Origin of the sequence: Sphingobacterium corticibacterium, from assembly GCF_004208525.1 — a bacterium.
GTDB classification, from domain to species: Bacteria; Bacteroidota; Bacteroidia; order Sphingobacteriales; family Sphingobacteriaceae; genus Sphingobacterium; species Sphingobacterium corticibacterium.
Genome location: NZ_SGIT01000001.1, coordinates 1,673,642 through 1,686,031 on the forward strand (window position 1 = coordinate 1,673,642; position 12,390 = coordinate 1,686,031).

A 12,390-nucleotide genomic window follows, 5' to 3' on the forward strand; every position below is an offset into this window, starting at 1 on the left:
AATTCTGCAGACCATATATCAAGGAAGGTAAATACACCACGATATGGAAATGATGACGTAGATGGTAGTCGCACATGGGGTATTCTGACAATCAGTCAAATCTAAAAACCCCTTAAATTGCAAAAGGGCTTTTTAGATTTATAAACAAATTTACTACAATCAAAACATTTTAACGCCAGCCTAATTCAGGTGCTACATGCTTCAAGATAGACATGGTTTTATCCTACAACATGATTTCCACATTGCATCCAATTTTGTCTGGTGGATTTAGCGATTATTCCCACCAATTTATCCTGGATATTTCTAAATGGGATAAAGAGCAAATAATTAAAAAGATTACAGGTGCAGAGAACTTTCAACCTTCTTTGGAAGATGATTTCATGTTGATCGCTGAAAGAATGAGGTATAGTGAGGTGGACACAAGGGTACTGTTGGATCAACGGGGCTTAAAAAGGAGGGAGCTTTCCTGACCGTCAAATTCGGTAAGGGGTATTCTGCCAAGTTTCAGTTACGGCACTTGCACCAGCAGAAAATTGATTAGAAATATCCAATTTCTGTTCGCTGTTTGCGATTTGCGAACAAAAAAACAAACTTACTATCTTTGTTTTATGAAAAATCATAATGGCATGCGCCCTTTAGACATCGTGGTATTGATGAAAATCATCGCATTGAATGATGACCCTTGGCAATATCGAGATTGATCATCCACTTTATTTATTAGCGTTTCGGAAATCTCGGCATCTCTCAACAGAAGTATGGTTGCAGGTTTAGTGGATAAAGAGAAGAAAAGAGTTAGACGAAATGCACTAATGGAGTTTATACAATATGGTCTGCACTATGTATTTCCACAGGTACCGGGTCCGATTGTCAACGGAATGGAGACTGCACATTCTCATCCGTTTTATCAACAACATTTTTCGAGCGATCTACCTTATGTGTGGCCGGCAGTAGATGGAAATGCACGAGGTCAGTCCGTCGAACCGTTACATAAGGGTGTTGTAAAAGCCTCTCTACAAGATGATATTTTATATAAATTATTGGCAAGCATTGATATTTTGCGGGTGGGAAAAGTCAGAGAAAAAAAATTGGCTATTGAGGAACTAAAAAAGCATTTGTTATGAGCCACCGGGAGAATCTGTTACGGATCAAGGCAGTATATTAAGTATATTGATGAATGGATCAGTGTACATCTTGAATATTCGGAGCAAGAACGACAGTATTTTATACTTGATTCTATGTGGTCAATTGTATCGTAGACGCGGTAGATAGAAATGATGGCAGCAACTTGGTCACATAAACGTTCGATAGGATCATCAGCTAGCCAAAGTTTTTAATTAACGGCTTTGATATCCGTCAGTACGCAACAAGCAATGTAGCAGTCGGTTTTGACACCCGTCAAAATCAAACGGACACTTATCGGCACGAATTTGCTCAAGTTCGGAACATCTTATTCTTCCATGTGCCAGCTAAGTACCCTGACAAAACCATTCAAGCAATGTAGTAGCCGGTTTTGACACCCCGTCAAAAAGAATTATGCCGTCAACATATTCATTTTGTTCCCTGGCGAAGCCCATATGTTACATGCAGGCTCGCTCATGAACATGCGCAGACCCACCATGAAATGTCTATTTGCGGTTTTCTCGTAAGCCAAAGCGACGTCGGGGCACGACTTAAACAGGCCGCCGGGCAACGCAACAGCTCCGTTTTCGGGGATGGTTGCAAATCCCTCCCAAGAAATGTTTTGGAAGGACATCCTGCTGATTTCCCAATACGTCGAAGCTATTCTGCTTGCCGACAAAGCAACGATGGACGGGTGTTGCGCAAAATGAGCGATTCATTGTTTAACAATGAAAGTTTATTATTAACTTTATTGATGTAATGAATTATGAACAATGCCATGAAGTTAGAGCTTACGAAGCAAGAGTTAGAAATCTTAAGGAGCCAAATTTGGCACCTTAAAACATGGCGAACATACGAAGTATGCACCAATGGTATTTACCGAACTACCGAAAATATCAATTTAAATGGAAATAGTTTTAAACGATACAAGAAATATAACGGCAGATCAAATTTTGCCCTTATACGAAGCCAATGCGTGGAATGCTGCACAGAAACCGGATCTACTGCTTAAAGGGTTAATAAATTCTCATTCGCTGATTACCGCTTGGGATGGGGACATCTTGGTAGGACTCGGTAACGCTATTTCCGACGGACATCTCGTAGTGTACTATCCGCATCTACTCGTCCTCCCATCCTATCAGGGAAAAGGTATTGGACACATGATCATGGATAAGATGCAGGAGATATACAAAGATTTCCATATGCAAATGTTAACGGCGGACAGTAAAGCTATCGATTTTTATAAAAAGGTAGGTTTCGAAAGAGCTGGACAAACCGAGCCAATGTGGATTTACTCGGGCGGAGATCATTAGAATAGCCCCTTATCTTGCCTTTGGCATATTTACAAGAAGGTCTTTTGCCGGAACTTCTTTCACCTCTCCTTCTATCTTTACCACCAAACTTTCACCTTTTAGCGCACTTTCTTCGGCATGAGCTTACAGAAATGAGATTAGCGGTTATTACAGACAGCTGAGAAGTTATAATGTCTACCTACTTTGGCTTATTACAGGTATCATTCAATTGCTCGTTTATTTTATTGCAAAAGACTATCCAGACTTCCAAAAAGTCAATGGCAATAACTTAGCAGCGCTGAAAACATTACTTGTGATGCTTCTATCTTTTCAGTTTTTCCGTCAGCTGTTTAAAAAACTGACACCATGGGAATTGATCATTACGGGCAAACGATTTTCTTTCTATGATTTGGATGATAAGAGAAAGTTGATTTGGCTGGACTATCTGTTTTCTTTTATTATAGTCGCGTGTTTAGTCGCCAGTTTCTTATAAGACTGGAGAATTGCTATGGCTGTATATGTAAATATGCCAGCGAAAGGAAAAAGCATGGAGTTTCCAGACAGTTTTCATAACTGGACGAGGGACTTCCGTCCCGGTAAACAACTGTTTCCATTTCTTGAGGATGGCGCAGGCAACTGCTATTGGGTAGATCTGAATGAAGGAACAACCGATTATGGTCGTATATTTTGGACGAATACCTTCGGTACTGATCCGGATTACACCCATGAATCGTTAACAGATATGTTTGAAATCATAGCCAAGGCTTATCTAACTGGCATTATGTTCGTTGGCGAAGATGGTTATTTGGACTGTGATTTCGACGCGTTCGATAAGCTCTCAAATACAAAATAGCTTATGCAATGGTCGATATAATCAATGATTAACCTTCGAGAATGAAAATACAGATCATAAGTGACCTTCATCGTGAATTTGGTTCTATGGATTTCCCCCTACGAAATACATCAAAAAGCACGATTTTGGCTTGAGGACAGCCTCAAACACAGCACCGCGAAGAGCAATATCGGCAATACTACAATTGTAAGCAATCCACATGGCTATATCGACGAGCCTTATAATGGCTATCATAAGGAGCTCGTTATTGAATTATAAAACGCAAGCATTATTGCATTACGATAAAAGTTTATTGTTAACTTTATTGGTATAATGAATTATGAACGAGTGTTCATTTCCTCGCTTCTCTATTGCTCTGGGTAATTTTATAAAATACACCCCGTGAAAAGGAACAGGAGAATCGTTTTTGAAAGCTAGATTTAAACATTATTTGCTTTTTTGCCAAATGACAATTGTCCCCTTCTCCCTATGCCCTAGCTTTGTTCCATAAATTCAACACAATAGCAATATGGACATTTTAATTGGACTCCAGTGGGGAGACGAAGGGAAAGGAAAAATCATTGATCTGATCAGCCGTGATTATGACATAATTGCCCGGTTTAACGGTGGGGCAAACGCGGGACATAGTATTTATCATAAAGGCAAACGGATTACACTTAAATTACTACCCTCAGGTATCTTTTATCCCCATATCAAAAATATTATTGGCACTGGTGTGGTGATCGATCCTATCGCACTCCAAGCCGAGGTGGAACAGCTTCAAGCCTGTTTGCCTGATACCGATTTGTTCCATCGGATTCTGGTATCAGCGAAGGCTCACCTTGTATTGCCAACCTACAAGTACTGGGATATCTATTTCGAAGAATCACCGGAATACCGTACTATTGGAACAACTAAAAATGGTATTGCACCGACCTATTCCAATAAAATACTTCGGCAAAATATACGCGTGGGCGATATACTTTCCAAAAATTTCGAAGCAGAGGTATTCCAAATCTTGGCTAAGCAGTACCTTGAGCTCCAAGCTTTAGGACAGGATATGCCTATGTTACAGGAATTATATGACAATTTTCTGGAAGCATGCAATTTTTTTAAAAAAACACAAATTACCGATACAGAAATTATCATCAATGAAGCACTCAGGAACAATAAAAAAGTATTGGCAGAAGGTGCTCAAGCTACGTTATTAGACATTGATCATGGTAGCTACCCCTATGTCACCTCTTCCAATACCATCGCATCCGCAGCATGTGTGGGTTTGGGAGTATCCCCCAAGCTTATTGATAAAATTTATGGTGTTACAAAAGCCTATTGCACACGCGTTGGAAAAGGTATTTTTCCAACGGAAATAACGGGATCTCCTGCCAATGAGTTGCGTAAAAAAGGAGACGAATTCGGATCTAATACCAAACGACCACGAAGAGTGGGCTGGCTGGATCTTCCCGCATTAAAATATGCTATTATGTTAAACGGTGTGACCGATCTTGTGCTGACTAAGGCTGATATCCTAAATGGAATGTCCGAAGTGCCTATTTGTACAGCATATGAAAGAGATGGCGAGACAAGGACCTTAGTCTCTCCAACAAGTGTAGACGATGCCGCGCGACCTGTCTGGAAATTTTTAGACGGATGGAATACGCCACTCGGCAAAATCAACCAGCAAATACAAGTTCCGAAAGAACTGAAACTATTTATTTCCTTTTTGGAAGAGGAATTAAAAATATCAGTAAAATACCTATCCACTGGACCGCAACGAGAAGAATTGATTATCTTGGATAATTAACACAATCAACATGGAGCAACTTTTAGAATATATCCGAAAATTTGGTCAGCTTGATAAGCGGGAAGAGGGCTTAATCAGGCAGGCCTTTGAGAAGAAGCATATTCCAAAAACGACCTATTTTGTTGCCTGTGGAAAGGTTACTGATAGTATAGCTTTCGTAGAAAGTGGTGTATTTCGTTCCCTTTATTATAATAATAAAGGTGACGATTTTACAAGATATTTTATCTACGAAGGTCGCTTTATTGGAGATTTCCAAAGTTTTATGGATCGTACTCCATCCAGCGACTATATCGAATCCGTAACTGACGCACAACTATGGAGCCTTAATTTCCAAAATTTTTTACTGTTGGAAAAAGAAATCAAAATCTGGCCTCTTTTAATGGTTAAGCTGTACGGATTTGTTATCGAAAGCAAATTAAAAACAGCAAATACCATGATGAATCTCGATGCTAGCGAACGCTATCTGCTGTTTCTAAAACTTTATCCCGGACTGGCAAATCGCGTTCCCTTAGTGATGCTAGCTTCCTATTTGGGTATTACTGCATCCTCTTTAAGCCGCATCCGAAAAAATATTATATAAGTATACCATGATGCTTAACACCCGAAACTTATTGGTTTGAAGTGAGCTTTCTGATATCTCCCGTACTTTTGCAGTGTAAAAGTAATCTAAAACCAAGTGTGACGCCACCAATAGGAGCAAATTCGCTTTTGCTATCATAAAAATTTACACCGGGACCGACGTTGACGTTCATCCTAAAACGCTTAGATATTTCTATTTTTAGTTATATTTAGATCATGGACAAAACAAAAGAAAGAAACCTAAATCTGGTTAACGAGTATTTCGATAAGCTACGCGCAGATTTGTTAGAACTGCTTGAAAAGCACGACGACGTGAACTTAGATATGGAGCCGCTAGGTGCGGACGAAGCTTGTATGACAGGAAAATACACACCTTCCGGAACCAAAATAACCATCAAGCAGGGCGATGTAGTGAAATTTGAACTTATCGACTATAGGGATGGGGATTAAAGACACACGCCGCGGAATCCGGACAGCATGAGCTTACGAAATGCAATTAAAACTAGCCATCTAGTCTTATGGAGTGCCCATCTCCGCGCTTCTCTATTACTCTGAATAATATCTACAAGTATTAGAAGGAATCTTTCAACGATAAAACTGCTGATCTCCGTATCTTTGTTATTCGTAACAAAGCATATGGCAGTGGAAACAGGAAGAGTATCACGAAAAGATTTTTTAAAAACATCATCTATAGGGCTAGCAGGGGCATTCTTATCACCAAACATCGATCAGTCTGCGCCAAACACATCCGTCAACAAACAACGTGAAGCAGCCGCCAAGAGCGTCGCTGATACGACGCAAGTTCTAAAGAATGTGCGGTTAGAGACGGGTTTTATATACGAGAATGAACAGATCGTGGCTACACAGACCGATCTATTCACTATTCGGATTGAAAATGGCAAGATCAAAAGCATCTCGCCAAATGATAAAAATCAAGTAGGAACCGATGCATCGGGCTGGCTGATGCTGCCATCCTTTAAGGATATGCATATCCATCTGGACAAAACATTCTACGGCGATAAATGGCAAGCAATCGGTCCACGATCTAATGGGGTGAAAGGAATGATTGAATTAGAACAAAAAATCCTACCCGAATTGTTGAAAAATTCCACGTATAAAGCAGAAAAACTGATGGAGCTACTTCAATCATACGGTACCAACTTCGCCCGTAGCCACGTCAATATAGAGCCGACATCCAAATTACAGTCTTTAGACAACCTGCAGAAAGCATTGGAAAACAAAAAGCAATCATTCGGCGCAGAAATAGTTGCCTTTCCACAGCACGGAATCTTCTACACAGACTCCGCTTCTTATCTTAAAGAAGCTGCGCAACTAGACATTGATTTTATAGGTGGTCTTGACCCCTACTCTATTGATGGATCGATAGAAAAACCCGTTGATTACATGGTGCAATTAGCATTGGATTACGGCAAAGGCATTGACATCCATCTTCACGAGTCTGGCAAGACAGGCGTGCAGACGATCGAATACCTGATTGATAAGGCAATCGAAAATCCCGCCTTACGTCACAAGACCTACATAAGCCACGCTTTTGCACTGGCCAATATGGACAGAGCTCAGCAGGAAACTATCGCAGAGAAGCTTGCTTCCGCAGGGATAGGTATTGCTTCTTCTGTTCCGTTCGGCAATACCGTCATGCCTATCCCGACGTTACTAAAATATGGCGTAGAGGTGCTATTAGGTACAGATAGTGTTATTGATCATTGGAACACGTTCGGGTCAGGCAGTGTTCTCCAAAAAGCAAATGTAGCAGCACAGCTCTATGGAGCGTCGACCGAATTTGCACTATCACGGATGCTGCGTTTGCCGACCGCTGGAATACTTCCATTGGATGACCAAGGTGTACAACAATGGCCAAAAGAAGGAGATTTGGCCAGCTTTGCATTGGTCGACGCCTCCTGCTCCGCCGAAGCAGTATCTCGTATTTCTCAAGTGAAATCACTATACTATGAAGGACACCAAGTTTTTATTTAAGTCGCAAATTGCGACTTAAAGTTGGGGTGGACGTAGAAAAGCAAGCTATCAAGATGAGCATCCGTATAATAGATGCATTGCTGATGCAAAAGGGATTTTCGACGAGCGACCGTCTTATTGAATTAAATGATATCAATAATGCAATCGGAAAGAATAGTTGACTCCCTACAAAAATGCAATGGAAACATAACCTTCCATCGACTTAAAGGTGAAGGCCACGGTATCCAATATCTCTATGAACACAATCCAGAAATCTATAAATGGATGTTAAAGCAGAGGAAAACAGCAAATAGTAAGTAGATCAATTGCGCCGTCATTTTGACTTTCATAGGGTTTCATCAATTTATCTTATCTGTCAAGATTTCATACAGGCTCTTCCTGGCAATTTACAGGTATACAGGGTTTACAGCTAGTCTGGCACTGAATAACGAACTTCAATTATTTGCCTAAGGCTTAACGACTAATTCCGATTGCTAGATCAGCATATTTACTGATGTTGGAAATATTATTCCATCCATTCCCAGACACTATGATATTGATCTAAGCTGTTCGCATAATCTAAAAAACCTCTGTAAAAATCATGCTCCCCTATTGTAGCGCTATCACCAATAACGATAAGTTTTTTCTTGGCTCTGGTCATCGCTACATTCATACGTCGAATGTCTGCTAAAAATCCAATCTGCTGGTTCGTATTACTCCGCGTTAAAGATATATATATAATATCTTTCTCCTGACCTTGAAAGCTATCAATTGTATGAACTTGAATAGATGGCTGAATAGAAGCTAATAACGCATCAGTTAGGATAATTTCTTTCAATAAGATAGACTGCTGACGGTAAGGCGCGATAACACCAATACTCGGAAAATCATGTGCGGTATATTTTTTAGACAAGCTTATAACTGTATCCATTAGATGTCTGTAGACAAACAGCGCTTCTTCCCTATTTGAAATCGCATTATCCTCAATCGTTTCTTCGTATCCGGCACCAGCCGTGTCAATAAAAACTACGGGCTTACTATCATCGATCAAATGCCAATCTGCAACTGCTTTGGAAGCAGTCAATTTGCCAGCATAAAGCATCTTAGAGGGGTAAAACATAATCTGTTGATGCATTCGATATTGTACATCTAATAAAAATACAATATCAGGAAATCGAGTAAACAATTTCTCAAACAATGTTATATATAGCCCCTGGTCCGACTTGAGCGAAGACTTAATTGTTGGAGGCAATTGACGATGGTCACCAGCCATAATCACGCGATTCGCTTTTAAAATCGGAACCCAACAGGCCGGTTCTATGGCCTGTCCTGCTTCATCCATGACTACGGTATGAAAGTTTCGATCGCGAATACTGGGATGATTAGCACCAATCAAGGTTGTCGTTATAACCTCCGCATTATCCAATATAGTAGTAGAAATATAATCTTGAACAGCATCTATTTCTTTTCTTATTTTCTTAGCTTCCGCAAATAGTGCTTTTCGTTGTTCACGCTCGGATCTTCCAAAATTACGTTTATATTTGTGTGCTAAATCCAAATAGGCGCTCGCTTGTTTTTCGAGTGTCTTACGTTCTTTATTCGCATGATGTGCATCGATACGTGCATCTAAAGTGAGTTGCTGTAAATGTTCAGATACACGTATCGGGTTTCCTATACGTACGACGTCTACGCCAACTTTTGCCAAACGCTCTGATAACAAATCTACAGCCGTATTACTTGGAGCAACGACTAGTATTTGTTTTTTGTTATTTTTTAATAACGCGCTAATTCCTTCGATTAACGTTGTTGTTTTTCCTGTTCCTGGAGGACCATGTAAGATCGTTAATGGATTATCAAGTAACATGGCCGAAATAGCCAAATTTTGACTAGCATTCAGTTTGGGGTTTTGATAATGAATTTCTTTTTCTTGTAATAATGTCCATGATTCTTTACCCAATAACTGCGCTACAATATTTCCTTGTTTAGGATTGGCTAGTCGTGCTTTTGCCTCTTCTAAACCCGCAAACATCTCTCGGTAGGAATACTCATCAAACAACAGATCTACCCCTAGCTTTCCTCGTCTAGCCCAATCGGGCAACTCGTCTTCCCGAATAGAAACACGCATGGTATCACGTCCTACATAGCTTATAACGCCTTCTATTCGATCTGTTAGCGGATCGTAATTAGAGAATAATGCTACGGGCATTCCAAACCTAAACTTGTGCCCTTCTTCTAAAAAATTAGTTTTTTGAATAGTAAGGTATAAATAATCGCCTCTTCCTAATTCGGTATTTGAAATAGAAACCGGAAACCAGCTTACCCCCAGCAATCGACGTTCTTGTAATGAGCTATGTAATAGTAATTTCTCGTGATGAGCAAAATCATGGTCTTTTTCTTCATTTAAAAGAGCGATTTGCTGGTCAAAGTAATTCATATTACAAATAAATAGGTTTTTTTTATATAAAAAAAACGATACCATTCAATGATGAGCAAAACGAAGGAAGAACGAGTTCAATTTTTTGAGGTCACAAATTGTGACCTCAAAAAACAGAAGGCCAAGGAGGTAATCGATATACTCCGATGACGTATGTATTATTATTTCCACCAATAGTAATAATTGTGGTTTCCGTCATACTCAAATCCGCAACGTGGATATAAATTATTGTTATTTTGCTTTACACCATTTTTCTTTACTGATTTCGTACACAAAATTCAATCGTGATGTTCCGTCAGCATAGGTTACTATTTCCTCGGTAATTTTAGCTGCACCAACACGCTCAATGGCTGTCTGTGAACGGATATTATTTGCCCCGATATGGAAATATACTTTTGAAACGTATTGAAAAACATAATCCAGCATTGTAGCTTTTACCAATTTGTTTATCCCCTTGCCCCAATATGAAACTGCGTAAAATGTATAACCGATAAAGATACTTTTTTCTAGATCATTGGAATTGTATAGCCGTGTGCTTCCAATAATATTTCCTGTTGCTTTATCTACGATTTTAAAAGCACCCTTGCTTTGCAATGCTTCGTCAAAAAACGTTTTGAACACTTCCTTTTTCCAGCGATCATTATTAGGGTGCTGCTCCCAAATTTTCGGGTCGGATGCTACGGCATACAACGCATCAAAATCTTTTTTCTGCAGAGGATAAAGGATTACTTTTTCATTTTCCAATATGAGCTGTCTATTGATATTCATTTTCTTAACATATTAAAATTCGTCATAATTTATCTTAATACTGTCACTTATAGAAACGGATACACAAGCCAAAATCAAACCTTGCTGTATATGAGCTTCAGATAGGACAAAATTCCGTTTTAACCGTACTTCGCCCTCCTCCAGTTTGCATACACAAGTGCCACATGTACCTCTACAACAAGAATGTGGAGCATCAACTCCGGCGTTGAGCATTGCATCAAGCAAAGGTATCTGTTTATTCCATAGGATATGCTGTGTAGTACCGTTCAGTGTTAGTGTTACTTTCACGTGATCCGATTGCTCGTTTTGGGATTCAACAGGGTTGATTTCTTCGTTTACACTCATATTGCATTTAATTTTTTTATCATTTCTGAGACAATAATGTATAAAGCCCGAAAAAATCTTGTTGCTTTCGGGCTTTTATATGGAGATTACTTCAAATCTTCTATTGAAGCACCAAAGTTGATATGTAACACATTACCGTTAGATAAGACCAATGCAGGAACAGATTTTACACCTGCATTTTCTGCATTTTTCAATTTTGTTTTATCTGTACCTAAATGGACTACTTCAACCTGATTTTCAGGAATAAGATTTAAAATATCCTTTTCTGCGCTTACGCATACAGCACAGCCTGCGTGATAAAAAATTGCTTTTGTCATTTTACGTTGTTTTAGAATTATGTTTAATGTTGATAGACTTCCTTATTAATAGCTGAAAGTATACTATCTAGTTCCGCTATTTCATTTTCGTTAAGTGGCTTCAAAGGGCTTCTCAAACCACCTCCACCTATTTCTAACAAATCTAAACCAGCCTTTATGGAACGAGGCAGCCCTTTTGCCACGATGAATTTTAGCAAATCAATCTGTTTATAGAATATTCTTTGGGCTTTTACCAAATCGTTCTCCTGTATAGCATCATAAAGAGCGATATTAAGTTCGGGTATGAGATTAGGGGCTGCCGTACACCAACCTCTCGCTCCGGCTGAAAAAGCAGAAAGTGCTAACGGGTTAGAACCGTTGAAAAATGCGACGTCATCTCCTAATTCTTTTTTCAGATAATGCATACGCTGAACATCTCCTGTACTTTCTTTTATCATCGTCACATTCGGAATTTCCAATAAACGTTTTAATAATGCGGGAGACATATCCACACCTCCTGTTGCAGGATTGTTATATGCCATTATCGGAATGGAAATTTTGGAAGCAACAGTATCATAATGTTTCACAATTTCATCATCGGTTAATTTCCAATAACTCATCGGAATAATCATTACTGCCGTAGCACCTGCTTTTTCGGCAAATTGTGCGTGATAAACAGTTTTATCCGTAGTAAGGTTGGAAACACCTACCAATGTAGGTACCCTGCCATCAACCTGTTGCATTGTTGCTTCGGTTATGGCCTCTTTTTCCACATCATGAAGATAAGGCATGACACCTGTACTTCCCAATGGAGCGATACCGTGAGAACCTGTTGTTACCAATCGTTCTACTTGTTTTTTGAACAGTGGAATATCAATATTCTCGTTGCTGTCAAATGGTGTAATCGGGTATGCGATTACGCCTTTAAATGGTGCGTTATTCATATT

16 protein-coding genes are annotated in these 12,390 nt (G+C 39.5%); 9 read left to right on the forward strand and 7 right to left on the reverse strand.

What is annotated here, in order from left to right; genetic code table 11:
- The first annotated feature begins 230 nt into the window (after positions 1 to 230).
- Together EWE74_RS07150 and EWE74_RS07155 are read left to right on the forward strand one after the other, a co-directional pair.
- Positions 231 to 470 carry a hypothetical protein gene (locus EWE74_RS07150; protein ID WP_130140789.1) on the forward strand — a complete coding sequence of 80 codons (240 nt, stop codon included), beginning with the start codon at positions 231 to 233 and terminating at the stop codon, positions 468 to 470.
- Between the two features lie 285 nt (positions 471 to 755).
- The gene (locus EWE74_RS07155; RefSeq protein ID WP_206365163.1) at positions 756 to 1,121 is read left to right on the forward strand and encodes a hypothetical protein; all 366 of its coding nucleotides are present in this window, start codon (positions 756 to 758) and stop codon (positions 1,119 to 1,121) included.
- Positions 1,122 to 1,531: 410 nt separating this feature from the next.
- Here EWE74_RS07155 and EWE74_RS07160 read toward each other — a convergent pair whose 3' ends face one another.
- The gene (locus tag EWE74_RS07160; protein WP_130140790.1) at positions 1,532 to 1,798 is read right to left on the reverse strand and encodes a hypothetical protein; all 267 of its coding nucleotides are present in this window, start codon (positions 1,796 to 1,798) and stop codon (positions 1,532 to 1,534) included.
- 226 nt (positions 1,799 to 2,024) lie between these two features.
- Between EWE74_RS07160 and EWE74_RS07165 the strand changes: the two genes are divergently transcribed.
- The 3 genes from EWE74_RS07165 (at position 2,025) to EWE74_RS07170 (ending at position 3,264) form a co-directional block, all read left to right on the forward strand.
- Positions 2,025 to 2,432, forward strand: coding sequence for a GNAT family N-acetyltransferase (locus EWE74_RS07165; protein WP_130140791.1), 408 nt, complete (start codon positions 2,025 to 2,027; stop codon positions 2,430 to 2,432).
- Positions 2,433 to 2,727: 295 nt separating this feature from the next.
- Entirely contained in the window at positions 2,728 to 2,904 is a 177-nt protein-coding gene (locus tag EWE74_RS21080; protein ID WP_165384662.1) for a hypothetical protein, read from the forward strand.
- Positions 2,905 to 2,919: 15 nt separating this feature from the next.
- Positions 2,920 to 3,264 (forward strand): SMI1/KNR4 family protein, encoded by a 345-nt coding sequence (locus EWE74_RS07170; RefSeq protein ID WP_130140792.1) that lies wholly within the window; start codon positions 2,920 to 2,922, stop codon positions 3,262 to 3,264.
- A gap of 84 nt (positions 3,265 to 3,348) precedes the next feature.
- Here EWE74_RS07170 and EWE74_RS21085 read toward each other — a convergent pair whose 3' ends face one another.
- Positions 3,349 to 3,498, reverse strand: coding sequence for a hypothetical protein (locus EWE74_RS21085; RefSeq protein WP_165384663.1), 150 nt, complete (start codon positions 3,496 to 3,498; stop codon positions 3,349 to 3,351).
- A 274-nt stretch (positions 3,499 to 3,772) separates the two neighbouring features.
- Here EWE74_RS21085 and EWE74_RS07175 point away from each other — a divergent pair, with 274 nt between their 5' ends.
- The 4 genes from EWE74_RS07175 to EWE74_RS07190 all read left to right on the forward strand — a co-directional run bounded on the left by EWE74_RS07175 (position 3,773) and on the right by EWE74_RS07190 (position 7,621).
- A complete protein-coding gene (locus EWE74_RS07175) occupies positions 3,773 to 5,047 on the forward strand; it encodes an adenylosuccinate synthase (RefSeq protein WP_130140793.1) in 1,275 nt (424 codons plus the stop codon).
- A 10-nt stretch (positions 5,048 to 5,057) separates the two neighbouring features.
- The gene (locus EWE74_RS07180) at positions 5,058 to 5,627 is read left to right on the forward strand and encodes a Crp/Fnr family transcriptional regulator (protein ID WP_130140794.1); all 570 of its coding nucleotides are present in this window, start codon (positions 5,058 to 5,060) and stop codon (positions 5,625 to 5,627) included.
- Between the two features lie 215 nt (positions 5,628 to 5,842).
- Positions 5,843 to 6,076, forward strand: a complete 234-nt coding sequence (locus EWE74_RS07185) for a hypothetical protein (RefSeq protein WP_130140795.1) — start codon at positions 5,843 to 5,845, stop codon at positions 6,074 to 6,076.
- Positions 6,077 to 6,262: 186 nt separating this feature from the next.
- Positions 6,263 to 7,621 (forward strand): amidohydrolase, encoded by a 1,359-nt coding sequence (locus EWE74_RS07190; RefSeq protein ID WP_130140796.1) that lies wholly within the window; start codon positions 6,263 to 6,265, stop codon positions 7,619 to 7,621.
- A 505-nt stretch (positions 7,622 to 8,126) separates the two neighbouring features.
- Here EWE74_RS07190 and EWE74_RS07195 read toward each other — a convergent pair.
- The 5 genes from EWE74_RS07195 to EWE74_RS07220 form a co-directional block, all read right to left on the reverse strand.
- Entirely contained in the window at positions 8,127 to 10,034 is a 1,908-nt protein-coding gene (locus tag EWE74_RS07195; RefSeq protein ID WP_130140797.1) for an AAA domain-containing protein, read from the reverse strand.
- Between the two features lie 231 nt (positions 10,035 to 10,265).
- Positions 10,266 to 10,802, reverse strand: coding sequence for a GNAT family N-acetyltransferase (locus tag EWE74_RS07205; protein ID WP_130140798.1), 537 nt, complete (start codon positions 10,800 to 10,802; stop codon positions 10,266 to 10,268).
- Between the two features lie 12 nt (positions 10,803 to 10,814).
- A complete protein-coding gene (locus EWE74_RS07210) occupies positions 10,815 to 11,147 on the reverse strand; it encodes a 2Fe-2S iron-sulfur cluster-binding protein (protein WP_130140799.1) in 333 nt (110 codons plus the stop codon).
- Positions 11,148 to 11,233: 86 nt separating this feature from the next.
- A complete protein-coding gene (locus EWE74_RS07215) occupies positions 11,234 to 11,464 on the reverse strand; it encodes a thioredoxin family protein (RefSeq protein WP_130140800.1) in 231 nt (76 codons plus the stop codon).
- A 23-nt stretch (positions 11,465 to 11,487) separates the two neighbouring features.
- The gene (locus EWE74_RS07220; protein ID WP_130140801.1) at positions 11,488 to 12,387 is read right to left on the reverse strand and encodes a dihydrodipicolinate synthase family protein; all 900 of its coding nucleotides are present in this window, start codon (positions 12,385 to 12,387) and stop codon (positions 11,488 to 11,490) included.
- Between the last annotated feature and the right edge of the window lie 3 nt (positions 12,388 to 12,390).